The organism is Burkholderia sp. Ax-1719 (genome assembly GCF_011753055.1).
Classification (GTDB): domain Bacteria; phylum Pseudomonadota; class Gammaproteobacteria; order Burkholderiales; family Burkholderiaceae; genus Paraburkholderia.
The window spans coordinates 988,731-1,012,579 of record NZ_VWWJ01000001.1 but is presented as its reverse complement, the minus strand read 5'-3'; the positions used below and the strand labels follow the sequence as shown (position 1 = coordinate 1,012,579).

Genomic DNA, 23,849 nt, shown 5'->3' with positions numbered 1-23,849 from the left:
CTCTGAGATGGCCGCTGATATCATGCCCAACGCAGCAGGCACTAATGATGCATGATTGCTCTTGCGACCAGCATTTGAAAAAGCTTTTAGGGAGCTACTGATCAACCCGACGCTGCGAACGAGGTGGCGGTTAAAGTGTTGCGTACGAGTTGTCGAGCATGCGGAAGAAAGCTGTTCACACGCTTGTGCAAACGACTCCCTTGCTCGTTCAAGCATCATGCTACCGTCTGCAAGCTCACTCCCAGTTGCGACGAGTACGAGTAATCCGCCTATTTGAGCAGCGATGTCTCTCAGCGCCTCGAACGCATCCTTGACCTTCGCTATGTAGATTTCGCTTGCATCATCGAGACGTCGACCCGTCCCAAGAACTCGCGAGTCGCGGACCCCAGACGCAAACTCTCGTCCAAGATAGCGCCCTTCTGCCTGGCCCGATATTTCCAATCTTGCCTCCTCATGTGATCATGGCGCGAGAGGCGCCATGGATTCAAGAAACAGGCACTGCATAGTCTCTATGCGGCAGCGGCCTTTATCCCTCGGGTACCGCTTCGTCCGGCGGAATTTGAAAGCGACGCATTCCCGAGGATGAGATCTGATGCCTTCTCCGCAATCATGATCGTCGGAGCATTTGTATTGCCCGATGGAATTCGTGGCATTATCGAAGCGTCTACAACTCGTAGCCCTTCGATGCCACGCACCCGAAGTTGACTATCAACTACAGAGAATCGATCGTTATCGGTTCCCATTTTGCAGGTCCCGACAGGGTGATACATGGACTGCGCGTTGCCCCGGAGATACTGTGTCAGCTCGTCATCGGACTGGTAGTGCTCACCCGGCATCATTTCCCCGACAAAGTGTTCTTTGAACGGAGACTCTGCGAAAATCTTGCGAATCATGCGGAGCCCTTCGATCATAGGCTTCAGATCCCGTTGGTCTGTCAGATAATTCGCAACCATCTTCGGCGCGTCCTCCGGCCGATTTGAACGCAAAGTTACCGCTCCGACCGAGTACGGGCGCAAAAGGGTGCACGAAGCCGTCAGTGCCGGCTCCTTATTCGCCTTGTACATCCCAGAGTTGCTGATCATGCTAAACGGCCGCATCTGAACCTGGAGATCAGGGACGGTCATCGATGGGTCAGAACGCAAGAACATCCCGACTTGAGCCGCCGCAGAGGTCAGCAGACCTCGTCTTGTCGCCAGATACTTCACGACATCGGGCAACATGCGCAAGTTGCTGGAGATCATGTGATTGATGGAAAAGCTTGGATCTACGCTTGCAAGACAGTGTGCGTAAATATGATCGTGCAGGTTCTGCCCGACGCCGGGGAGGTGATGCTGGACGTCAATTCCCATCGCCAGCAACTGCTCGGCAGGGCCAATTCCCGAAAGCATTAGAAGCTGCGGTGAATTGATCGCGCCGCCGGAGAGAATGATTTCGCGACCGAATGCTTCGAATTTTGCCCCAGCGATAGAGTACTGCACGCCAACAGCGCGCTTGCCTTTGAGCAAGATCTTCTCGGTCAACGCACCGGTCAGTAGAGTCAGATTCGGCCGCTCCCGTATGGGTTTCAGAAATGCAGTTGCAGCCGAATCACGGACGCCTCGATGTATTGCAAACTGGAGATAGCCAACCCCTTCCTGCGTCGCTCCATTGAAATCGTCATTGCGCGGAATTCCGCTACGCACTGCGGCTTCGACAAACGCCTTCGAGGCAATGTGCGGCTCAAGCAAAGGCGATACGTGCAGCTCCCCACTTCCGCCGTGGAGATCGCTTGCACCGAGAAAGTGTGACTCGCTCCGCTTAAAATACGGCAGAACATCACTCCAAGCCCAACCGTCATTTCCGAGAGCCTGCCAACCGTCATAATCGGCTGCGGTGCCGCGCATATAAACATGACCGTTGATAGAGCTGCTTCCACCAAGCGTTTTACCTCGAGGCCAAATAATCTTACGATTGTTGAGCCCGGGTTCCTCGTCGGACATGTAGCCCCACGTTAGGTCTGGATGATTGACCACACGCGGAACGCCAGCGGGAACCTTCAGCCAGATGTTCTTGTCTTCTCCGCCCGCTTCAAGCAGCAATACGCGATTCTTTGATTCACGCGTAAGCCTGTTTGCAAGAACGCAACCAGCCGAACCTGCTCCAATGATAATGTAATCGTATGTTTGAGAATTCATGTCTGCGATCCTGACGTTTTACTGAAGTACGGCTGCGCCACCATGCTCTGTACCTTCAAGCAAATAGAGGTGGGTACGTGCGGACTTCAGCCGATACGCGATCACTTCCTGATATTCCCTGGAATCGTAGAATTCCTGCGCAAGTTCTGGGCTGGGAAACTCGAGCAATACGACTCTCTTAACCCTACGCTCTCCCTCCCTGACCTCAGGTGAGCCGCCCGACACCAGAAACCTGGCATCGAATTTCTTCAGCACGGGCTCGACACGAGGTGCGTATTCGCGGTTGAAGTAGTCAGAATCTGTGACATCCAACTCGGCGTAGATGTATCCTTTTTTACTAGTCATTTCTTGTCTCCTTCTAAACTTTTTCCTAACGACTCAATGCACACCACCGAGATAAGCAGCCTGAATCGCTCGATCTCCCTTTAACCGCTCTGCGGGGCCCTCAAGTGCGATCTTTCCGTTTTCGAGCACATACGCGTAGTCGGATACCTGAAGTGCCGCCGCCGCGAACTGCTCAACCAGTAGCATTGTGATTTTTCGGGACTTGAGCTTTTGGATAATGTTGAAGACTTCGTCCACGAGGATTGGCGCAAGCCCCATAGAAGGCTCGTCGAGCAGTATCACTTCCGGAGTGAGCATGATTGCGCGCGCCATCGCGAGCATCTGCTGCTCGCCGCCAGACAGCGTGCCGGCGAGCTGATTTCGACGCTCTTTCAGTCGCGGAAATAGCTCCAACGACTGCTCGAGGTCGGCGACTACGTCTCCTCGCTGTCTTTGCCCGATGATGCGTGAGAATGCCCCCAACTTGAGGTTGTCCTCGACACTCAGAGTTGGGAATACTCGACGGCCCTCGGGCGAATGGGCCAATCCCAATCGCGCGATACGATGCGACTCCATTCCCGCAATTGGCACACCATTGAGCGTTACTGCTCCACGCTTCGGCTTGATCATCCCCGAGATCGCCCTCATGGTCGTTGTCTTGCCCGCTCCATTCGAACCGATCAAACTCACTACCGTGCCCTTTGGCACCTGCAAGGAAATCCCGTGCAGCACATCCGTGCTGCCATACCCAGCAAACAGCGACTCGACTTTCAGCACATCGCCTCCTACGCAGCTTTGGGTGAAAGGCCGCCTTCCGCACTGGCGGTCTGCGAAGCGCCTTCCGCACCGAGGTATGCCTCGATAACCCGTGGATTGTTCTGCACGTCCTGCCCGGTGCCCTCCGCAATCTTCTTGCCCATATCCAAGACCGTCACTCGGTCGCAGACCTCCATCACCACGTCCATGTGGTGCTCAATAAGGATGACTGAGACGCCGAGCTCCCGTACCTTTTTGATCATGGTCACAAGATTGGGTAGCTCCGCCGGTGGTAGGCCCGCTGCCGGCTCATCAAGGAGCAGCAGACTCGGGCCAAGTCCCAAAGCCCGGGCTATTTCGAGCAGCCGCATTCGACCGTATGGGAGATCCTTGGATTCGCTATGCACGTAGTCGCGAAGACCAACAAAATTGAGCAGAGATAAGGCCTTTTCTCGTGCGAGCCTTTCCTCACGACGAAACCGTGGCGTGCGGAAAATGACATCAAGGAGAGTCGACTTGAACGTGTGATGCAGACCAACAAGAACATTCTCTACGCAGGTCATGTCTCCAAAGAGCTGGACGTTCTGGAACGTTCTGGCGACCCCGCCAAGTGCAATATCCGAGGGGCGCTCACTGCCAATGTCTCGTTCGCCGTACATCACTGATCCGCCGGTAGGTGCGTAGATCCCAGTTATGACGTTCATCATCGTGCTCTTTCCAGACCCATTTGGCCCGATGAGGCCATGGACGGAGCCGCGTTCCACGCTCAGGTCGACGGCATCCAGCGCTTTCAGGCCGCCAAACTGCATCGTTACACCACTGATTTCGATGATTGAGCGATTGTTCTCGCCATGAGCTTGCACTTCTATCGCGTTTGAAAGGTCCAGCAGCATCACTTCCGCATCCGATTCTTGCGTGCTGCGCGACCCGGTCTTTGGCCCAAGAGCGCGGAAGGTATCGCGGATATAGCCCATGACTCCATCCGGCAAATAGAAGACCACACTCAAGATAAGAATGCCGAAAATCGTCAATCTATTTTCTGAAATATCGCTTATGGTGAAAGCAAATGTTACGAATGCAGCCACTGCCAGCATCGGTAGCCAGATCTTTCGCGCGCTAGTTCTCTTTGAAACAACGGCTGCTGCCGAAATAACCACAATCAAAGCCGCGAGAATTAGTGTGAGCGTGTGGAAAAGCCCCGCGTCGGAGAGTACGTTCGGCAGCATGACAACGACCGCAGCACCGATAACTGCTCCAACTCGCGATCTGCGTCCTCCAAGAGTAATCGCGAGAAGAAACAGCACAGCAAGTTCAAAATTGAAATTACTGGGAGCGATATATTCTTCTGAGTAAGTAAAGAGTCCCCCCGCTAGCCCAGCCAGAGCCGCACTGACGACAAAAGCTACGACCTTAAACCTGTAGACAGACACACCCATACAATCTGCGGCAATCGGGCTACCGCGCAATGCAACAAAAGCTCGACCGAAATGTGATTTCAATATCGCTGTAACAATGACGAGCGAAATGACAGCAAAGAAAAGCGTGAAATAGTAGAAGCCGACAACGCTGAGTGGAGTGCCAAAGAGTTCTGGCTTACTGACTTGAAGACCCTCCGGCCCACTGGTCAGAAAGCTCATTTCGTTTAACAGAATTCCGATGATCGTGCCGAACGCCAAGGTGACCATGGCAAGATACGGCCCCGTCACTCTCAGGGCGGGAATGGCAAGGACAGCCCCGAACACCGAGGTCAGCACAATGGAAGATGGCAGCGCTACCCAGAATCCTAAACCTAACTTGGCGGCGATAATTCCCGTTGTATAAGCGCCAACGCCAAACAGGCCAGCGTGCCCGAGGGATATCTCTCCCGTGTAGCCCACGACTACGTCGAGGCCGAACAGCAGGATCGCATAAATCCCGATGACCACCACCATATGAACGTAATAAGGGTTGTCGATGACCTGCGGGAGCGCCAGCAATGCTATTAGAGCAAGGCCAGCGACGAAGATTCTGACTTGCTTCATCTCACACCTTCTTGATAGATTTTTTGCCGAAGAGTCCCGCTGGTTTCAAAGCAAGAACCACGAGGAGAAGAACCAAGCCGGGGACGTCTTTGTAGCCCGTCGACAGGTAGAAACCGGTTGCCGTCTCAGATATACCGAGGATGAGTCCCCCGACGACAGCACCGACTCCAGAGGTCAAGCCGCCGATAATTGCGACGGCGAATGCCTTGAGACCAAGTGAAGCCCCCATACCCGCGCCAGCGAGTGTCAAAGGCGCAACGAGCACACCAGCGAATGCAGCGGTCGCACAGGAAAGAGCGTAAGAGAACGTGACCACAAGGCGCGTATTTATCCCCATCAGACCCGCTGCGGCTGGGTCTGATGCTGTTGCAATCACCGCTTTTCCATAAATTGATTTCTTATTGAAAATTTCGATGACTAGCATGATCGCCAACGCTCCGATCACGACCATGATTTCCATGGGAAGCAGATTTGCGCCGCCGATACTGATGGGTGTTTCTGGTACCGGCGAAGGAAACTTCATGTCTTCCTTACCCCAGATATTTTCCGCGATGTTGCGCAGAATGATCCCCAAGGCGATCGTGGACATGATCCAGCCTTCAGTTTTGCGGCGCAACGCAGGGAGAACCGCAATACGCTCGATACCAATCCCGCAAACGGCGCCGAATACAAGCACGAACGGGATCATCAACCAGTAGTTCAGATGGCCGACGATTGTGAGTCCAACGAGCGCGCCAACGGCCAACGCTTCGCCCTGGCCAAAATTTATGGTGCCTGAAGTTGCAAAGGTAAGCTGATAGCCAAAGGCAATGACCGCATAAATCATCCCAACAGCGCAGCCACTAAAGAGAATCTGCAGAACGACATCCATACGTCACTCCGTTTCCACAAGCATCGCGAGCAGGCATCGGCTGCCCGGCGAGTTCGGGCATCCGATGCTCTGGACAGAGATCTACCCCAGGTAGTCAGCCCTACTTCGGCACACTGACGCGGACGACCTGGCCTTGACGGATGGTGGCCATCATCGCCTTCGAGGGGTCCTTGAACAGTTCGTGGTTCTCTTTAGTGAAAGGCCTGTCATAGCTCATCAAGACGCCGTTCACCGGGCCGTGGAGATTCTCAAGCGCAGCTCGAATCTTTGCCCCATCGGTAGATCCCGCCTGTTTGATAGCGGCCGCGAGGAGATAAACGGTGTCGTAGGCCGGAGCGGCCCACTCAAGTGCAGCGATTCTGTCGACCTTATACGCAGCTTTGTACGAGCTCACGAACGCATCGCCTTTAGCTGATGTGCCTGCTACGAATGCCTCGGGGAAGATGGCACCCTCAGCGTTCGTACCTGCTGTTTCGATGAAATTCGGCATAGACAACGTATGGCTGCCGATGATGGGAACCTTCCATCCCAGCTTGGCCATGCCGTTAGCAATCTGTGCCAGTTCCGGACCGACACCATACGTCAGCACTGCTTGAGCACCGGACGCCTTTGCGCGCAAGAGCTGTGGCGTCATGTCGACATCGCCGACGTTGAACTTTTCAACAGATGTGGGCGTAATGCCACGTTTGCTCAGTGCAGCAACGATGTCGTCTTTACCGAGCTGGCCATAGTTCGATGAGTCGGCAAGAATCGCGACCTTCGTATAGTGCAAGCGCCCCGTCGCATCGTCGACAATCATCGCTGCCTGAATATTGTCGGGCAGAGAGATTCGAAAGACGTAGTTGTCGGGATACTGCGGCGGCTGGAAGAGTTTTGTCACCTGCGTCCCCGTCGGGCCAGCGGTGATGATTGGGATTTTGGCATCTTCATAGAAGCGCGCACTCGCGAGCATCACTCCCGTGTTGATAATGCCTAAGGTGGCAACTACCTTCTCCCGATAGATGAGCTCCTGAGCGACCATAGCCCCTCTAGGATTCTTCGCTTCGTCATCACGCTCGACAAGTTGCAGCGGGCGACCCAGAACGCCTCCGGACTTATTTATCTCGTCGGCAGCCAGGCGAATCGCGTCCCGCATCGACACGCCCATCGGGCTTGAGCCCCCGGTAAAAGGGCCAGAAACACCGATTTTGATCGGCTCGGCCGCATTAGACGAAAAGGCGGCCGAGAGTACGACACTCGCGAACGCAAGCTTCAAAGCGACGACTTTTCCCATGATTTGTCTCCGAATGTATTTTTATGTTCGCGAGTGCATATTGCAGGGTCGCTTAATGGATGTGATGGCCGCCGTTGACGTCCAGAATCACGCCTGTTACGTAGCTCGACAGGTCTGATGCCAGAAACAGGATCGAATTTGCGATATCTCGTGGGGTCGCGAGACGCCCCATCGGCGTGCTGGCGGCAACCATGCCTTTACCAGCTTCATCGATTTTCCCGACGATTAGTTCAGTGTCGACCAGTCCCGGTGCCACTGCATTTACGCGGATTCCTTCTGGTGCGAGCTCACGGGCGATAGCCTTTGAGAATGCGTGGACGCCGCCTTTTGCTGCTGCATAGTGCGGGCCCCCAAGCACTCCGCCACCGCGCTGCGCAGCAATCGAACCCACACAAACAATCGTTCCCGTTTGTCGTGCCCGGAGGTGGGGAACAACAGCCCGCGTCATGTTATAGGTACCGCGCATGCTGACATCCATAACGATGTCATAGTCGTCCGCGCTGCTGTCAAGTAGACGCTTGGCTTGACTGACGCCGGCATTATTGATTAAAACATCAACCTTACCGAGTCGTGCCACCACATCATTGACCACCTGAATGCAACGCTCTGCGTCTCGCACATCACACTGGTAACCCAGATGACTGTCACCGAGCTTCGCCGCAGCAGAAGACGCGAGGTCGGCATCCAGGTCGAGAAGGACCACCCTCGCGCCTTCTTCTACAAAGCGCTGGGCAGTTGCCCATCCGATACCTCGCAGCGATGCCGCTCCAGTGATTACGGCAACTTTGTCAGCCAGAAGCATTTTTGTCTCCTCCAGATTTGGCTTAATGACCTACATATTTCTTCTTTGACTCTCAGGTTCTAGTGGTTCAAACGTCGATTCAGCCTACCGTGAGGACGACAGACCCCAACGTCTTGCCAGCTACGATGTCTGAGTGAGCCTGCGCAGCGTTTCGCAAGGGATAGCTGTTACCGACCTTGATCCGGATCGTCCCGTCTTTCACCAGTTGGAAAAGCGCCTTTGCGCCTGCCTGGAAATCTGAGGCCTCTGCCGTGTACTGGGTGACCGTCGGGCGCGTGATAAAGAGAGATCCTTTCGCACGCAGAGTCATGAGCGAAATATCCGGGTCGCCTGATGGCCAACCGAATGAAGCAATCAATCCGAACCGGCGCGCGCTATCGAGCGAACCTTCGAACGTGGCCTTCCCGATGCTCTCGTAGACGACAGCAGCACCTCGCCCGTCCGAAACTTCCGCGACCTTCGCCACGAAGTCTTCTTGCGGGATGATCACTGGATGAACACAACCGAATTCCCTCAGCGCAGCTGCTTTCTCGGCCGTGTCTACAGTTCCGACGACCGTAGCGCCAAGGTGGAGCAGCCACTGAGTGAGGATAAGTCCTACGCCGCCAGCTGCTGCATGTACGAGCACGACATCGCCCTTTTCAATCTTGCGAAGACGATTGGCCAGATACCATGCAGTTAGCCCTCGGAACAATGCGCCTGCAGCCGTTTCGGCCGCCAACTCCTGATCGGGAAGACGCACAACGCGATCTGCCGGAACGATGCGTTGCTCCGCATAGCTTCCTGGTACGAAATACATGTACGCCGCACGCTCGCCAACAGCAACGTGCTTTACTTCAGCGCCAACCTCTTCAACGACACCGACTCCCGCGAAGCCAATACCCGTCGGCAGGCTCGCTGGTAGTTGGCCTGCTCGAATCTGCGTATCGATATAATCGACACCGATCGCCTCGTTGCGGATGCGAACCTCGTTCGCGCCCGTCGTCGGGATAGCCTCTTCGCGCCACTCCATAACGTCAGGAGAGCCGGTGTTTTCTACTACGATGCGTCCGTAAGTCTTGCTCATTTGAGATCCTCTTTACATTACTGGGCGGTCCAACCGCCATCCACAAGCAGGCTCGTTCCCGTAACCATTGCTGCAGCTGGCGATGCTAGATAGAGAACGGCGGCGGCTATGTCCTGAACCTGCGCCATCCGTCCCATAGGGATTCGAGAAACCAGATAGTCCCGCTTCTCCGGTGTATCCACGATTTTTCGAACCAGCGGTGTATCCACGAAAGTCGGCGCAACGCTATTCACGCGAATGCCAGTCTCCGCAAGCTCCACTGCGAGAGCTTTGGTCAGCCCCTCGATAGCGTGCTTGTTCATGCAGTAGACCGTGCGGTTCGGCGAGCCGATATGCCCCATTTGTGAGGTGATGTTGATCACTACACCGCCCCGCCGACTACGATCGCCAGTAGTCAACATCTTCTTCACGGACGTCTGCGAGACGAGAAACGTTGCACGAACATTCAGATTGCTCATGAAGTCAAGGTGCTCTTCCGTTACCTCGGTGAAAGGCTCGGGGATGTTCGTTCCGGCGTTGTTCACCACGATGTCAAGCTCGGGGATGTCTGCAATAAGTTTGCGGACTGCGTCGATATCAGTAACATCACACTGTCGCGCCTGAACGCGTCCGCCCATTGCGGCGATGCCTCCGGCCACCTTGTCCAGCTCTGCCGCACTCAGTGAAACCATCACGACCTCAGCCCCTGCTTCCGCAAGCGCGCTGGCTATCGCCGCCCCAATACCAGCTCCAGCACCTGTCACGAGGGCAGTTCGCCCTTCAAGACGAAAATTTCCAAGAACAGGGGCAATAGCGTTGCTCGATTCCATGTACGTGTCTCCGGATTTTTGTGTTTTTTACCGAACCAGTTATCGAATAACAAAAGGGTCCGGTGTGTCCTGTGCCAAGCTGACCCAAACGCTCTTTGTTTGGAGATACTCGCGGATCGCGTCTATGCCGTTCTCGCGGCCGATCCCTGATCGCTTGTAGCCGCCAAAGGGGGACATGTAGCTCACAGCCCGGTACATGTTGACCCAGGCAATACCGACCTTTAGTCGCTTGGGTAAGGCGATTGCTCTGCGCAAATTTTCAGTCCAAATGCCAGCCGCGAGCCCGTAGAGACTGTCGTTCGCGATCTGCACTGCTTCGTCGTCGTCCTTGAAACGAATGACACTCAGCACCGGTCCAAAAACTTCTTCCTGTGCAATACGCATGTTGTTCTTCACGTCGGCAAAGATCGTGGGCTCGACGAACAGTCCGCTCCCACACTCTGGTCGACTCGCCGCCTTGCCGCCAAGAACGCAACGCGCGCCTTCCGAGCGTGCAATATCGATGTATTCAAGAATCTTTCGGTACTGTGGCTCGGTTGTAACTGGCCCGACTTGTGTAGTCGTCTCTTGAGGATTGCCCATACGAGCTTTGCGCGCGAAATCCACAAGTCGCTCAAGGAACTGCTCATAAATTGAGTCGTGAACGAGCAGTCGCGAACCCGCTACGCAAGTTTGTCCGGTAGCGGCAAAAATGCCAGAAATCGCACCTTTTACAGCGTTATCAAGGTTTGCATCCTCGAAAACGATATTGGCCGACTTACCTCCAAGCTCAAGGCTAACGTGCTTGAGGTCTTTCGCTGCAGTTTCGTAAATACGCTGACCACCCAACTCGCTACCAGTAAACGCAACTTTGGCGACTCCCGGATGCTCTACAAGTGGCGCACCAACTTCATGTCCGAAGCCCGTGACAACGTTGAACACACCAGCCGGGAAGCCAGCCTCCTCAAAAAGCGACGCAAGTTCTACAGCGGACGCTGACGTATATTCCGACGGTTTGAGAACAAAGGTGTTACCGGCGGCGAGACCAGGTGCCAACTTGTTCACTGCGAGGAGAAGTGGTGAGTTCCATGCTGTAATTGCAACGCACACGCCTAAAGGTTCGTGGACGGTGTAATTGAATGTTTCGGCCTTGTCGATGGGAATGACCGAACCTTCAATCTTGTCCGCAAGTCCGCCGAAATAGCGAAAGTATTGTGGCAGATAGCCTACCTGCGCTCGCATCTCGCTAATAAGCTTGCCATTGTCGCGGACTTCAGTTTGTGCGAGCTTTTCAGCATCGCGTGCAATCAAGTCTGCAAGCCTAAATAACAGCAACCCTCTCGCGCTGGCGGTCATACGCCCCCACTCGCCATCAAGAGCTTTCTGTGCCGCCGCAACAGCGAGGTCTGCATCCTCTCGCTTGGCGCGGGGAAAGCGCGCCCAAACTTCGCCCGTGTAGGGGTCCTTGGACTCGAACTGTTCGCCACATGCTGACTCGACCCACTCCCCCCCGATAAACATACGGTAGGCCTTGGTTCCCTCGTTCATAGAAACTCCGAAATAAGCAATTTTTTAGATAACGCCGGCACGCTTTGCTGCCTTGATGTCCTCGGCCGACATGGCGAGTAGGGCCGAATAGACGGCATCGTTGTCCTCACCAAGCGCGCGGCCGGTATGCCTGAACACTGGTGGCGTTTCCGACATTCTCGGAATGGGCGCAGGCACGACCAGTTCGCCAATACGGTCATCTTCGACATGAAGCAGGTTTTTCCGAGCGCGATATTGTTCGTCCTCGAATATTTCCTTAATCGAATAGATTTCGGCACACGGTACGCCGCCAGCCGTCGTTGCTTCCACGACTTCACTTAAAGTCCGGTTAACCATCCATTCCGCGACGATGCTGTTGATCAGCTCGCGATTGGCAACACGGACTGCGCTGGTTGGATAAGATGCTGCAAGGTCTGGCTGCTCCATCACGAGCGCGAGACGTTCAAACATCTTGTCGCTAGTGCATGCCAAAGCCACCCATTCCCCGCTGCCGGTCTGATAGTGACTGTGAGGCACGACGTTGATGGTGTCCGCCCCCATCCGTTCTCGCACGGTCCCGTACTTGGCGTAGGCTGGAGCAATTTCGTCAAGCAGTCGGAAAACAGATTCGTACAAGCCAAGATCGATGAACTGACCGCGATCGCTGTGCTCACGTGCTCGCAATGCCGTCAACACGCCAATCGCGCCCCACATCCCGGATACGTAATCCGCCATGGATGTTGAGCCAGGCACGACGGGCGGGCCGCCCGCTTCACCGGCCAACCAGGAAAGCCCTGAGAATGCGTGTGCAATCCGAGCGAAGCCTGGTTCCCCACGCTTCGGGCCAGTTTGACCATATGCGCTTATCCGCAGCATAATCAGGCGTGGATTCAGTTCCCTGAGGACATCGAATCCAATGCCCCATTTCTCTAGCGTGCCTGGACGAAAGTTTTCGAGAACGACATCAGACTGCGCTACAAGCTCCTTAAAAAGAGCAACGCCTTGAGGTTTTCTCAAATCAAGCGTAATCGTCTTTTTATTACGCGCTTCGCTGAGCCAGACCAGACTATCTCCGCATTCCGTGATAGTTCCGAATTTACGAAGCGCATCCCCTCCATCTGGTTGCTCGATCTTAATGACTTCCGCACCGAAGTCCGCCAGGATCGTGCCGCAGAAAGGCGCGGCCACAAAAGTAGCAATATCAAGAACACGAAGTCCCTCCAAGGCCGCTCGGCCGTTCGGGCTCGTCGCACTATCAGTTGTCGATTTCATCAGATGACCTCTTCTGGTTGTCTGTAGCATCGCGGCAACTGATCTTTCTCGTCCCGCGATCGCTTCGGTGCATCCAACTTTACGGATGTGTCATCAGACGTTCAAACGCATTTATCGCGTCGATTGTGCTGTGCTGCTGCATAATGAAAAAGCATATGCAGACCCACTTTTTGGTTACAAGGGTATACACGCATGAAACCGCAATCGAATCTTGCAGCCAACGTCAATTTCAAGCTTCTGCAGACGTTTCTTGTGGTGGCAGAAGAAAGTAGCTTTCGACTCGCGGCAGAGAAGTCGTTCAGATCGCCCTCCGCCGTCAGCGCCCAGATAAGACAACTTGAAGATCAACTTGGCGTAGCGCTATTTCACAGAACGACACGTAACGTGCGCCTCACTACCGAAGGCCAGCAGCTGCTGGAATGCGCGCAACGAGCGCTACTGGAGGTCGAATCGGGCTTGCGAAAGATTCAGGAGGCAGCGGATATGCGACGAGGACGCGTCGCACTCTCTTGCTCTCCAACCGTTGCCGAAACTCGTCTGGCACGGGTTCTAGCCGCTTTTGAAAAGGATCATCCGGGGATTGATGTTTCTGTTAGAGAGCTCACATCGACGGCATTGTTCGATAGCGTTCGAAATCGTGAGGTTGATTTCGGTATTGGGCCTGCCATAGAGACGACAGAGTTCAATTTTGAGCCTTTACTTGAGGATCCCCTTTTTGCCCTAGTGCCCAAAAGGTTCATTACGACCAGTCGCCGCTCTATATCCCTAGCGACGCTATCGAACATGCCTCTTCTGCTACTGAACCCCGCGACTGCTCTGCGAGGTATGCTTGATGTTGCGATGCAAGAAAGAAATTTGATGTTTTCAACGCGGTACGAATTCACGCAGGCCCAAACTTTAATATCGATGGCGGGCGCTGGCCTTGGCGCAGCAATACTTCCGAAGGTCGCCCTACCAACTCGAATCGACAAATCAACTCATTTGATGCGCATCGTGAACCCCAGCCTAGTACGCCAGGTATCGGTAATCACGGTTCGTGGACAAAATCTCTCTCCCGCGTCATTACGACTTGTAGAACTGTTAAAGCAGCTACTTCCTAATCCAGATGAGCGCCAGCGAGCAGTCGATCACGGAACTCACCTTGACATCTGAGGCTCACGCCATGCCCCATGATCGCCAGCATGGCGAATCTCATTAAACTGGAAAAGTGAACAATCGAGTAGATAAGCTTGATTGTTCGCATCAGCTTTGATCGTTAGAGTTTCCCTATCAGGTTCAATCATTGCCATCCGACGATGGTGGCGACCGCCTACTTGGGGAAACTCATATGAGTCTCGAATTGCTATCTGGAATTCGCGTAGTTGAAAGTTCAGCATTTATCGCAGCGCCGCTTGCAGGCATGACGCTCGCGCAAGCTGGCGCAGATGTCATCCGCATTGACCTTCCCGGCGGCGGGATAGACTATGCGCGACTTCCCGTTTTACCCGCTGGAAGAAGCTTGTACTGGACCGGCCTCAACAAAGGAAAACGTTCGTTGGCGGTGGACATCAGGCGCCCAGAGGGTCGAGCAATTGTTCAGGAACTGGTTACGGCGCCTGGCGGCAATTCTGGGGTGATGCTCACCAATATTGGTGGGAAATGGCTCTCTCACGAGACACTGTCCGCCATCAGAAGTGACGTGATTACTTGTACCATCGAAGGTAATCAAGACGGGTCGACTGCCGTCGATTACACGGTGAATTGCGCGGCTGGGTTTCCCTACATGACCGGTAACGCCGATGTCGGCGAGCCGGTAAATCATTCTCTGCCAGCATGGGATATCGCATGTGCATTTCAAGCCGCCTTTGGAATTGCAGCTGCCGTCGGTCGGCGTGACAAGACGGGTTGCGGCGCGGAATTACGGCTCGCGCTATCAGACGTTGCATTCTCCATGCTTTCCCATCTAGGCCTCGCAACGGAAGCAGAATTACTGCATGAGGACCGACCGGCACTCGGTAATTTCCTCTACGGCGCATTCGGGAAGGACTTCACGACGAGAGATGGTCGTCGCATTTTTGTCGCTGGAATCTCAAGCAATCAATGGAAGAACCTCGTCATCGCATGTGGGATTGAAGACGCCCTTAGAGAGATCGAAATCACCCTTTCTCTAGACTTCAGTAAAGAAGGAGATCGGTTTAAGGCACGTGAGGAAATCGCCGAGATTATCGCGCGTTGGACCGAAACAAAGACCTACGCGGACGTTACTGCTAGATTCGATGAGCAAGGTGTTTGTTGGGGGCCATACCAGAGCGTACAAGATGCTCTGAGAGACGATCCTCGTATGAGCGAGAAAAATCCAATCTTTTCGCGCATCACGACTAAAGGCATCGGTTCGCATCTCGTGGCCTCATCACCAATACGCCAGATTAACGCGAAACGCGCAGAAATCTCCGCTGCTCCGGTGCTTGGTGAGCACACCGACGAGATTCTGCTCGAGATCCTTCGCCTGGACTCTGGCGCTGTCGGTCGTCTTCACGACGCAGGAATTATCGCCGGTCCGGAAAAGGACCCCCTATTTCCTGTTCCAAACTCCTACGTCAGCCGGAATCCTGCTGCGTGACGACCGCAACCATTTTTAAGTTGTAAAACTCAGCGTCACAAAAGCAAGAACAAACACCTTTTCGCCTATGCAAATCACTGTGAGCATGCGCAAGGCGACTGCTACGTTTCGCCTACCACCGAACGGATAATTTCATGGCAACCAAAGAGCGTCGCGGAAATTTTTTCGAGGACTTTCAGCTTGGCCAGGTGATACAGCATGGTACACCCAGGACAGTCACCGAAGCCGACAACTCCGTATATATTGCGCTGACTGGCGCCCGCCACGCGCAACACTCAGCACACACGGCTGCCAGCCTCCTTGGTTATTCACAACGACCGCTGGACGATGTTCTGGTTTTCAATCTAGCCTTCGGAAAGACGGTCCCCGAAATATCTCTAAATGCTATCGCAAACCTAGGGTATGCGGAGTTGAGGTTCCTGCACCCCGTTTTTTCCGGTGACACGCTACATTGCGAAAGCGCAGTCATCGGCCTGCGGGAAAACTCAAACGGGAAAACCGGGATCGTCTACGTTCGATCGACTTGCTATAACCAGAACGATAGAAACGTTCTCACATGGATCCGTTGGGTTATGGTCGCAAAGCGTGACTATACGTCACAAACTCACTCCAGCTATGTCCCTGACTTCATGCCCGTCTTACCGGTGGAGCAGCTTGTCGCACATCCGAAAATCACAAGTCGCGATGCACTCGAAGACTGGTGTCAAATGACAGGTTCCTCAGACCTGTGGGAGAACTACACTGTGGGAGAACGCATTAATCACCCACTTGGGGTCACCGTCGAGTCTGCTGATCACATGTCCGCGACCCGCCTCTACCAGAATAACGCGCGCGCCCATTTTGATGGCGTAGCGATGCGCGATTCCGCCATCGGACAGAGGCTCGTCTACGGCGGTCACGTGATATCCCTCTGTCGAGCCTTGTCCTACGATGGACTAGAAAACATCACAAGCCTTCTGGCCATCAATGGAGGCAAGCATATCGCACCGACTGTCGCAGGAGACACGCTGTACGCGGCAACTGAAATATTGGATAAGTGGAAGGTACCCGGTCGCTCAGACATGGGAGCTCTTCGCATCCGTATGGTGGGTATTCGGAACAAACACCCTTCCTCGGTGGAATTGTCACCACGAGACTCGGCGACACATGATGCCGATATCGTCCTGGATCTCGACTACACCGCCCTTATTCCACGCCGAATGCCCCGGTTGTGATTGCAAAATACGTGTTTTCTCGCAAGACACCATGTGCTCGTTGGCCAGCGCCGAACTCTGCTCCAGCAGTTGGCTTTCGCGCGGAAAGCCCGCGCAAGTCCGGGCTTTCCGCACAGACGGCATAAGGGCGTAGTGACCGCAGCACTGCGCCCCAGCCAGCCATGCCGGCGAAGGGGCCGCTCATCGAGATGGTGGCAGCGTGCGGTGATGCCCGCCGTCGCACGCTCACTCTATCTCCATCACGAAGCACATTCCACGGTACCGGTGGTCTGCATCGAGGCCAAATCGATCAATAAGCCTGTCACCTGAACTGCCCGGACTGACTTCGCTTCGACGGATTGGTGGTAGAAGGCCTTGCCCGGGGACGGCTTGCTGTAGCCCGCGCTAAGGGGCAACGTCGCGCTTGGTCGATCCGCTCGTATCGCAATAAACCTCTTCTTCATACACAGCAGCCTGCCGCACGATCCGCTCGCAGTGACAGCAGCCAGCACCGACCTTAGCGCCGATGGCACCTGGCTTCTGGCACAGCGTCGTTTGCGATGCTTGCGGTTAGCGGCGTCTACCGACTAGCGGTCATTGTAGAGCTTGACTTTGTCAGCAACGAGCTGGGGGCGGACGCCAAGCATCTGACGTGACAGAACGCCACTAGAACCAGGCTCCATCGATTGTTACTTTTTTATATAACAGTCAATTATCTACGCGCATATTTATCCTTTGTACGTTTGCCGAATACATTGTGCAGAAAGCGGGAGTAGGAACCATCCGGGCTCCTACATCATTTTTCGGAGTCGGACTAGAACCTTGAAAGTAAGAGGATTCTGCCGATAGCCCGAGGCTGAGATCGAATCTCAAACCTACAACACGAAGAGGTAAGTGAATCAAGAATCACTTTCCATCTGACGGTGCAGGTACCGCTCCGATTTATACCGTCAGCGGTGATTCTGATCACGATGTCACCGTCGCAATCAAACGTTCCGTCGTAACACACAGCACTATGACTTCTGCCACGTCACAACAACCTCCCCCTCCCGCTTCGACTGGTGAGGACATCCCACTTCGCAGGTTGCACGATATACTCACTACGAAATGGAGTTCGCTCGTCCTGCATGCGCTGAGCGCAGGTTCGCAAAGAACCGGGATTCTGCAACGTGCGGTATCTGGTATCTCAAAGAAAATGCTCACGCAAACGTTGCGAGATCTTGAGAGCGATGGTCTCGTCGAGAGGAAAGTCCATCAAATCGTGCCACCAATGGTTGAATACAGTCTGACAGATCTTGGGCACGCATTTGTTGAACCACTGCTGATGTTGCATGATTGGGCCCAGAAAAATCAAAAGCTTCTCATCGAGCTTGAGGCCAAGCGAAATTTGCCAAAGCAGGCAGAAGAAGCCAACCATCATTCGCCGGCAGACGACGACACTCCAGAGATCTGAGTGAAGTTTCGCGGCGACGGCGCGCATCAGGAATGCCCCAGTGCACCGGCGAGGTGAACTCCAAAGCACAATCAGGCCCAGCGTGGCAGTACAGCGCTGAGCCGACAGCTTCGCCTGCTTCAGCGAGCTACGGTTGACGCCATCAGATCGACGGCCATTCGGAGTGGCCTGAAGCAAGGCCTCCAGTGGGCATTTAAGCCGGTTCGCTCAAGCCACTGTCATTGCTCACCGAACCGGCGATTTTCGCTGTTATATCAGAGACGTAGTCATCAACGAGGCCGTTGTTGATTAACGCATCCTCGAGAAGTCGAACATAGTCCCTATTCGTCCCCATCGGTCCTTCGGCTCTTGCGATGAGAGGCGCCACACAGTCGGGAGTTGAATTGATCTCATACTGCATGTTATTAGGATCAACGACGAACACAATCGCGAAGACTGTTTCACCATTACGCAATTTTACCGGCGCCCACGTCGGCTTGTAGGAGCCAAGTACCATTTCGCGGGTCCAGATGACTATCAAGTCCTCGCTAAGGTTCGCCGCATCGAGACGCAATGCAAGGCCATCAGTCGAGCCGCCTGCCTCGAGCCCAAGCATCCTACCCGGCGCATCAAGGCTTGCTCGCCCCGCGTCAATTCTCAGACAAAAACTGCGATGCCAATTGCAAAGGGTCCCCACTTCCACGCAATCTACGTTTACCAGCGGATTCCAGATTAAAGAACCGTATGCGAACATCCAAATGTGCTTTTCCCAAGGTCGTTGCGCCAAAGTGTGTGCAATTGAATCCTGAATCCGGGCTGGCGTCCACGGTGTGTAACCTGGGATATTCTCGAAAGACTTGAGATAGGCGCCGGACAAAATTGACTCGCGCGACAAGATACTGGACTTATCCGAGATCACGATTTCCTTACCTTCGTCTTTCATATTATCTTCCAAGTATTGAGCAGATGTGCAGCTATTTTTCCAGATTCCTTATTTGGAATTTTTTTAACTTCTAGAATGGCAACGGCGTCCTCAATCCGGCGTGCCCATGCCTTGAGCAACATCCAAATTGCGACGCATCGGCAATCAAAAAGCCAATGCAGCTCACGTCTCGGTGCCACGGCACTCCCAGCTAATGGGATGAGAGATAACCTTCCGATACACGAAATACTAGCCACATCTCTTCGAACAATAAATCTTCTGTTCAAAAAATCACTGTTCCGCAAAAAATAAACAATCATCTCGACAATGTACTATTATTCTCATATATATCCGACGCCAACATAACAAAACTGGAAATATTAACTTCCGTTACATATCGAAAAAATTAGATTAAACCTATTAAGAGAACAAATATGGAACTTCTTCAATCGATGAGAGTTTTCTCCAAGCTCGCTGAGCTTGGAAGTTTCACCAAGGTCTCTGACGCGATGGAAATGGGGCGTCCGCAGGTGACAGTTGCCATCCAGGAGCTCGAGGCGAAATTGGGCGTCCGATTGTTTCAACGGACAACGCGAAAAGTCAACTTAACGCCAGAAGGAGAAAGCTTTTATGAGCGTGTTGAGGAGATTCTGAAGAATGTCGCAGAGGTGACGACAATGTTCGGCAGATCAGGCCTGCCACCCCGAGGTCGCGTCCGGCTCAATATCCCCGCTGCATTTGCGCAGCAAGGTTTCATCGATGCGCTTATGGAGTTCAGCAAGACTTACCCTGCGATCGAGCTGATTCTGGGCGTAACGGATCGAGCTGTCGACCTGGTCGCAGAAGGGGTTGATTGTGCACTTCGAATTGGAGACCTGCAGGACTCAAGCATGATTGCCCGACGCATAGGGACAGCGATCATGGTTACGTGCGCCTCGCCAAGCTATCTAAATGAGTTCGGCACACCGCAGTCCATCGACGACCTCCCGAGTCATCGGGGAGTCAGCTTCCTCTCAGGGCTCAGCAACAGACCGCTGTCCTGGCATTTCACAATCGACGGTGAGGACCGCACCCACACCAGTCGAGGGTCAATAAGTGTCAACGAGTCAAAAGCTTATGTCCGATGCGGCCTTGCAGGATTCGGTATTATCCAGGCCCCAGGGGTTGCCGTCGATGAACATCTCGCCAGTGGCGCATTGGTAGAAATTCTTCAAAATATAAAACCGGCACCGCGCCCGATTTCGTTGTTGTATCCCAGTCGCAGCTATTTGTCCCCGCAAGTCCAAGTATTCCTGGATTGGTTGCTCGGCAATTTCTTAACTCTGGATAACAACTGGCTTAAAGATTGACGTAATCGCATGACAATTCATTGTCAATCAGCTGCGCCTGCAAAAACAGGCATCCACCGAGACAGTTCGATTTTTTCATAACAATCAGTTTGAACGAGAGATATTTATTCGCCCTTCTCGCAGAAGTACAGTGCTTCCATGGCGGTGCCGAAATAGCCGGTAGCGCCGGTCTGCTAACTGAAAGGTGAATCTATGTCCAAGGCTGTTCGCTTCAACCGTATCGGCGCACCCGAAGTGCTTGAAATTGTTGAAGTTTCGGTGCCAGCTCCTCGCGCGACCGAAGTTCAGATTAAAGTGCATGCGCTCGGAATCAACCGCGCCGAAATCATGTACCGGACAGGTCAGTATGTGATTGACCCCCAATTTCCTGCACAACTTGGTTATGAGGCCGCTGGTGATGTCGTTGCGGTTGGATCGGATGTAACGGGCATCAGCGTTGGAGACAAGGTCGCAGTTATCCCTGCATTCTCCTTCGCCGATTACGGCATGTACGGAGAGATCGTCAACGCTCCCGCCCATGCAGTTGTGAAGACGCCTGATGGTGTCACTGATGAAGAAGCCGCCGCAACGTGGATGGCGTTCACCACCGCTTATGGCGCTCTTATCAATATGGCCAACCTCGGTCGGGGCGAAACGGTAATTCTCGGCGCCGCGACCAGCAGCGTCGGCCTTGCTGCCATTCAGGTTGCCAAAATGGTGGGCGCAACGACTATCGCTCTTACGAACAGCCCCAGCAAGGTTGAAGCTCTTCGCAAAGCCGGTGCGGATCATGTCTTTTTGAGCAGCGCCACCGACCTCGCAGAGCGCGTTATGGAAATCACCGCAGGAAATGGTGCACGAGTTGCATTCGATCCCGTGGGCGGTCCCAATGCGCGCAGCATCATTCAGTCGTTGTCGTTTGACGGTATCTTCTTCCAATACGGTGCGCTCGATCCTCGCGATATTCCGGTCCCCGTGATGGACATTCTGTCCAGGCATATCAGCGTGCGTGGTTACGAACTGTTCGAAATCACCACAGTCGCAGACCGCTTGGAAGGTGCGAAGGAATTCATCACCCGTGGCCTGGCATCGAAGGCACTTCGCCCCATCATTGACCGTGTTTTCGAGTTCGACGAGATTGCAGAAGCGCAGCGCTACATGGAGGCTGGCAGTCAAGTTGGCAAGATCGTAGTGCGCGTGGCTAATTAATTCAGCGGATAAGGTTGCGCGGCCGTGAGAATCTGGTCGCGCTTGACTTTGCGCCACCGCATTCGTAGTTATCTCGCACTCTCAGGCCCAATCAACACGACGGGCTCATCGTCTAACCGCAATTCGGTCGCCGCACCCTTCAACCGTGGGCCCAGTGGCCAGCCTTGTTCGTACCGCTCCTCGATCCGCAGAATTGCCGCTCTCCGAAGAAGGCACAAAGGATCAACGCGCCAATCGTTCAAGCTTATCGACCTTGAGCAGTAGACGACGCACATTGAGCGGCCCCGCCTTGAGTGAGACGTTACGCTGGTGCTTTCGTCACGGGGCAACCTCCCCGTGCCCCAACGAGCATCTCAATCGTCTTATCGACAAGGCAAGCTCACTATGCTCCCGAACATCGAATTCCAGGCACCGGCGATCAATCGCAAAAAAATTGGCGATATGCTGGTCACAATGCTCAGTGACGGCTATCTGGACGTCTCGTTTGAGTTACTTAACGGGATCGATTCTGCTCAAGCAGAAGCCCTCCTCGAGCAGCGTCGCGTGCCTGCGCTTCCGCGAATGAACATCAATGTCTATGTCGTACAGACGAATGACAGGACGATTTTGATTGATAGTGGAGCTGGAGGCGTCAATGGCTGGGGGGGCCGACTTCAGGTCGCCCTCGCTGCTGCCGGAATTGACCCCCTGCAAATCGATACAATCCTTCTCACGCACGCGCACCCCGATCACATCGGAGGCCTGGCTGGGCCGCTTCAAACACCTTTGTTCCGAAACGTCCAACAGCTATTTGTGCATGAAAAGGAGCTAGCTTTCTGGCGCGATGACGGTACATACTCCGGCGCTTCGGATGGATTTCAGCCCTTCTTCGCGCTCGCCCGGAACGCATTCAATGCGTATGACGAAAGACTGGTCCCATTTTACCAGGAAGCAATCCTTCCTGGCATTCAGGCTGTTCCGTTGTTCGGACACACTCCAGGCCATACAGGTTATCTGCTTGGCGAAGGAGCTGGTGCTTTGCTGATCTGGGGGGATATTGTGCATTTCCCCCACATTCAAATGGCCCACCCTGAGGTGACCATCGCGTTTGATAGCGATCCAGCGCACGCTGCACGAACACGCGGGGGCATTCTAGATCGCATCGTGTCTGAAAGGCTGGCGGTCAGTGGAATGCACTTCAACCTCCCCACGGTAGCCTCGGTGCAACGCGACGGAAACGCCTATGTTCTCAACTACGACCTCTGGTCGCCTGCAGTGTAAAGGTTGACAGCTCTGTTGGCGGGGCATCGGCTATCCCACTGCGCAGCAGCTCAGGCAAGCGTTTCGACGTTTGGTTCGAAAAGGCATATCAGCTGTATATTTCGAAGACGTGGTTCTACGGCGCCCTCCAGTATTGGAGGGCGCCGCATTTGCCTGTGCACTGGATGTTGATGGAGCTCGATTTATGCCGGAATTCGGCACGGCTGAAATACAGACCAATAATTTGCTTGAGTCACTCCTGAATCTCGCGCGTTCGCGAGATTCGTTGCCTTGCGATTGCCTGCGCTCCGTGCAAGCACATCAAGTCAACAAGTACGAAGTCGATGGAGCGACGCTATCGTTCCCTCTACTTGGGCACTTCAAATACCGGGAACACAACCGCTGGGTCAGCGTGCTTCCCGGGTCTATCCTCGTGGTGCCGAATGCACGAAGCATCGACATTGAATACATTCCGGATGAAGCCAAGGGTGAAGTTGTCGCACTGAGTGTTGTGCTGATGGACGAGCAACTGGAGGCTGCGCGCTTGCTGCTGGCCGCTCCGCCTTCGACAGAGATTGGATCTGTTGCCTCCATACCTGTCGCGAGCCTGCTTGAGCAGTTAAAGCGCTGGACTCAAACAATGCAGCATGGTCAGCGAGCACTCTCACTGCACGCAATGGTGGGGATCGTCTTATGCTTGTACGAGTCGGGTTACACCGCGATCCTGCACCCTCAAGCACCGAGCATTGCGATGACTGTGCGCAAGCTGGTAACACGAAATCCTGGTCACAACTGGCAGTCGGCTGAGCTCGAGGGCCTGACAGGACTCAGTGGAGCCACGTTACGCCGCAGGATGGCAGACGAATCCACGACGCTACGGTCGGTAATCGCCGACGCCAGAATGTCCGAAGGTCTTCGCCTGCTGATGACCTCAAGACTTCCGGTCAAGACAGTTGCTGCTCGTGTCGGCTACAACTCTGTTGCAAGCTTCAGTCGTCAATTTGTCGATCGATACGGAACTGAGCCCTCGCGATTCCGGTGACATTGAAAATC

The 23,849-nt window shown here is 54.1% G+C and carries 20 protein-coding genes; 7 read left to right on the top strand and 13 right to left on the bottom strand.

Going from position 1 to position 23,849, the window contains the following annotated elements:
* Nucleotides 1-509: 509 nt before the first annotated feature.
* The 11 genes from F3J17_RS04380 to F3J17_RS04330 all read right to left on the bottom strand — a co-directional run bounded on the left by F3J17_RS04380 (nt 510) and on the right by F3J17_RS04330 (nt 12,874).
* A complete protein-coding gene (locus tag F3J17_RS04380; RefSeq protein WP_167054099.1) occupies nt 510-2,174 on the bottom strand; it encodes a GMC family oxidoreductase N-terminal domain-containing protein in 1,665 nt (554 codons plus the stop codon).
* An 18-nt stretch (nt 2,175-2,192) separates the two neighbouring features.
* A complete protein-coding gene (locus F3J17_RS04375) occupies nt 2,193-2,519 on the bottom strand; it encodes a DUF1330 domain-containing protein (RefSeq protein ID WP_167054097.1) in 327 nt (108 codons plus the stop codon).
* Between the two features lie 33 nt (nt 2,520-2,552).
* Nucleotides 2,553-3,275 carry an ABC transporter ATP-binding protein gene (locus tag F3J17_RS04370; RefSeq protein ID WP_167054095.1) on the bottom strand — a complete coding sequence of 241 codons (723 nt, stop codon included), beginning with the start codon at nt 3,273-3,275 and terminating at the stop codon, nt 2,553-2,555.
* A gap of 8 nt (nt 3,276-3,283) precedes the next feature.
* Nucleotides 3,284-5,275 carry a branched-chain amino acid ABC transporter ATP-binding protein/permease gene (locus F3J17_RS04365; RefSeq protein ID WP_167054093.1) on the bottom strand — a complete coding sequence of 664 codons (1,992 nt, stop codon included), beginning with the start codon at nt 5,273-5,275 and terminating at the stop codon, nt 3,284-3,286.
* A 1-nt stretch (nt 5,276) separates the two neighbouring features.
* The gene (locus tag F3J17_RS04360; RefSeq protein WP_167054091.1) at nt 5,277-6,146 is read right to left on the bottom strand and encodes a branched-chain amino acid ABC transporter permease; all 870 of its coding nucleotides are present in this window, start codon (nt 6,144-6,146) and stop codon (nt 5,277-5,279) included.
* 100 nt (nt 6,147-6,246) lie between these two features.
* A complete protein-coding gene (locus F3J17_RS04355; protein WP_167054089.1) occupies nt 6,247-7,419 on the bottom strand; it encodes an ABC transporter substrate-binding protein in 1,173 nt (390 codons plus the stop codon).
* Nucleotides 7,420-7,471: 52 nt separating this feature from the next.
* Nucleotides 7,472-8,221 (bottom strand): SDR family NAD(P)-dependent oxidoreductase, encoded by a 750-nt coding sequence (locus tag F3J17_RS04350; protein WP_167054087.1) that lies wholly within the window; start codon nt 8,219-8,221, stop codon nt 7,472-7,474.
* A 79-nt stretch (nt 8,222-8,300) separates the two neighbouring features.
* Nucleotides 8,301-9,287, bottom strand: coding sequence for a quinone oxidoreductase (locus F3J17_RS04345; protein ID WP_167054085.1), 987 nt, complete (start codon nt 9,285-9,287; stop codon nt 8,301-8,303).
* Nucleotides 9,288-9,304: 17 nt separating this feature from the next.
* Entirely contained in the window at nt 9,305-10,096 is a 792-nt protein-coding gene (locus tag F3J17_RS04340) for a glucose 1-dehydrogenase (protein ID WP_167054083.1), read from the bottom strand.
* A 39-nt stretch (nt 10,097-10,135) separates the two neighbouring features.
* Nucleotides 10,136-11,623 carry an aldehyde dehydrogenase gene (locus tag F3J17_RS04335; RefSeq protein WP_167054081.1) on the bottom strand — a complete coding sequence of 496 codons (1,488 nt, stop codon included), beginning with the start codon at nt 11,621-11,623 and terminating at the stop codon, nt 10,136-10,138.
* 24 nt (nt 11,624-11,647) lie between these two features.
* Nucleotides 11,648-12,874 carry a CaiB/BaiF CoA-transferase family protein gene (locus F3J17_RS04330; RefSeq protein WP_167054078.1) on the bottom strand — a complete coding sequence of 409 codons (1,227 nt, stop codon included), beginning with the start codon at nt 12,872-12,874 and terminating at the stop codon, nt 11,648-11,650.
* Nucleotides 12,875-13,066: 192 nt separating this feature from the next.
* Here F3J17_RS04330 and F3J17_RS04325 point away from each other — a divergent pair, with 192 nt between their 5' ends.
* The 3 genes from F3J17_RS04325 (at nt 13,067) to F3J17_RS04315 (ending at nt 16,687) form a co-directional block, all read left to right on the top strand.
* Nucleotides 13,067-14,026, top strand: coding sequence for a LysR family transcriptional regulator (locus F3J17_RS04325; RefSeq protein WP_167054076.1), 960 nt, complete (start codon nt 13,067-13,069; stop codon nt 14,024-14,026).
* A 175-nt stretch (nt 14,027-14,201) separates the two neighbouring features.
* Entirely contained in the window at nt 14,202-15,473 is a 1,272-nt protein-coding gene (locus tag F3J17_RS04320) for a CoA transferase (RefSeq protein ID WP_167054074.1), read from the top strand.
* Between the two features lie 134 nt (nt 15,474-15,607).
* Nucleotides 15,608-16,687, top strand: coding sequence for a MaoC family dehydratase (locus F3J17_RS04315; protein WP_167054072.1), 1,080 nt, complete (start codon nt 15,608-15,610; stop codon nt 16,685-16,687).
* Between the two features lie 1,165 nt (nt 16,688-17,852).
* Here the strand turns inward: F3J17_RS04315 and F3J17_RS36145 are convergent.
* Complete coding sequence (locus F3J17_RS36145) at nt 17,853-18,296, bottom strand: hypothetical protein (protein ID WP_240160753.1); 444 nt, start codon at nt 18,294-18,296, stop codon at nt 17,853-17,855.
* Between the two features lie 16 nt (nt 18,297-18,312).
* A complete protein-coding gene (locus tag F3J17_RS04305; RefSeq protein ID WP_205194607.1) occupies nt 18,313-19,041 on the bottom strand; it encodes a gamma-glutamylcyclotransferase in 729 nt (242 codons plus the stop codon).
* A 413-nt stretch (nt 19,042-19,454) separates the two neighbouring features.
* On the opposite strand from F3J17_RS04305, the gene F3J17_RS04300 reads away from it, so the two are divergent.
* The 4 genes from F3J17_RS04300 to F3J17_RS04285 all read left to right on the top strand — a co-directional run bounded on the left by F3J17_RS04300 (nt 19,455) and on the right by F3J17_RS04285 (nt 23,838).
* Nucleotides 19,455-20,369 carry a LysR family transcriptional regulator gene (locus F3J17_RS04300; protein WP_167054068.1) on the top strand — a complete coding sequence of 305 codons (915 nt, stop codon included), beginning with the start codon at nt 19,455-19,457 and terminating at the stop codon, nt 20,367-20,369.
* A 192-nt stretch (nt 20,370-20,561) separates the two neighbouring features.
* Nucleotides 20,562-21,557, top strand: a complete 996-nt coding sequence (locus F3J17_RS04295) for a zinc-dependent alcohol dehydrogenase family protein (RefSeq protein WP_167054066.1) — start codon at nt 20,562-20,564, stop codon at nt 21,555-21,557.
* Between the two features lie 384 nt (nt 21,558-21,941).
* Nucleotides 21,942-22,817 carry an MBL fold metallo-hydrolase gene (locus F3J17_RS04290; protein ID WP_167054064.1) on the top strand — a complete coding sequence of 292 codons (876 nt, stop codon included), beginning with the start codon at nt 21,942-21,944 and terminating at the stop codon, nt 22,815-22,817.
* 184 nt (nt 22,818-23,001) lie between these two features.
* Nucleotides 23,002-23,838, top strand: coding sequence for an AraC family transcriptional regulator (locus F3J17_RS04285; RefSeq protein WP_167054062.1), 837 nt, complete (start codon nt 23,002-23,004; stop codon nt 23,836-23,838).
* The last annotated feature ends 11 nt before the right edge of the window (nt 23,839-23,849 follow it).

What these genes read in the sequence shown, in the direction of transcription:
- F3J17_RS04355 (WP_167054089.1), bottom strand. Translation starts at nt 7,419, where the DNA reads ATGGGAAAAGTCGTCGCTTTGAAGCTTGCGTTCGCGAGTGTCGTACTC.
- F3J17_RS04295 (WP_167054066.1), top strand. Translation starts at nt 20,562, where the DNA reads ATGTCCAAGGCTGTTCGCTTCAACCGTATCGGCGCACCCGAAGTGCTT.
- F3J17_RS04380 (WP_167054099.1), bottom strand. Translation starts at nt 2,174, where the DNA reads ATGAATTCTCAAACATACGATTACATTATCATTGGAGCAGGTTCGGCT.
- F3J17_RS04360 (WP_167054091.1), bottom strand. Translation starts at nt 6,146, where the DNA reads ATGGATGTCGTTCTGCAGATTCTCTTTAGTGGCTGCGCTGTTGGGATG.
- F3J17_RS04305 (WP_205194607.1), bottom strand. Translation starts at nt 19,041, where the DNA reads ATGAAAGACGAAGGTAAGGAAATCGTGATCTCGGATAAGTCCAGTATC.
- F3J17_RS04340 (WP_167054083.1), bottom strand. Translation starts at nt 10,096, where the DNA reads ATGGAATCGAGCAACGCTATTGCCCCTGTTCTTGGAAATTTTCGTCTT.
- F3J17_RS04315 (WP_167054072.1), top strand. Translation starts at nt 15,608, where the DNA reads ATGGCAACCAAAGAGCGTCGCGGAAATTTTTTCGAGGACTTTCAGCTT.
- F3J17_RS04350 (WP_167054087.1), bottom strand. Translation starts at nt 8,221, where the DNA reads ATGCTTCTGGCTGACAAAGTTGCCGTAATCACTGGAGCGGCATCGCTG.
- F3J17_RS04325 (WP_167054076.1), top strand. Translation starts at nt 13,067, where the DNA reads ATGAAACCGCAATCGAATCTTGCAGCCAACGTCAATTTCAAGCTTCTG.
- F3J17_RS04335 (WP_167054081.1), bottom strand. Translation starts at nt 11,623, where the DNA reads ATGAACGAGGGAACCAAGGCCTACCGTATGTTTATCGGGGGGGAGTGG.
- F3J17_RS04300 (WP_167054068.1), top strand. Translation starts at nt 19,455, where the DNA reads ATGGAACTTCTTCAATCGATGAGAGTTTTCTCCAAGCTCGCTGAGCTT.
- F3J17_RS04320 (WP_167054074.1), top strand. Translation starts at nt 14,202, where the DNA reads ATGAGTCTCGAATTGCTATCTGGAATTCGCGTAGTTGAAAGTTCAGCA.
- F3J17_RS04375 (WP_167054097.1), bottom strand. Translation starts at nt 2,519, where the DNA reads ATGACTAGTAAAAAAGGATACATCTACGCCGAGTTGGATGTCACAGAT.
- F3J17_RS04345 (WP_167054085.1), bottom strand. Translation starts at nt 9,287, where the DNA reads ATGAGCAAGACTTACGGACGCATCGTAGTAGAAAACACCGGCTCTCCT.
- F3J17_RS04365 (WP_167054093.1), bottom strand. Translation starts at nt 5,275, where the DNA reads ATGAAGCAAGTCAGAATCTTCGTCGCTGGCCTTGCTCTAATAGCATTG.
- F3J17_RS04290 (WP_167054064.1), top strand. Translation starts at nt 21,942, where the DNA reads ATGCTCCCGAACATCGAATTCCAGGCACCGGCGATCAATCGCAAAAAA.
- F3J17_RS04330 (WP_167054078.1), bottom strand. Translation starts at nt 12,874, where the DNA reads ATGAAATCGACAACTGATAGTGCGACGAGCCCGAACGGCCGAGCGGCC.
- F3J17_RS04285 (WP_167054062.1), top strand. Translation starts at nt 23,002, where the DNA reads ATGCCGGAATTCGGCACGGCTGAAATACAGACCAATAATTTGCTTGAG.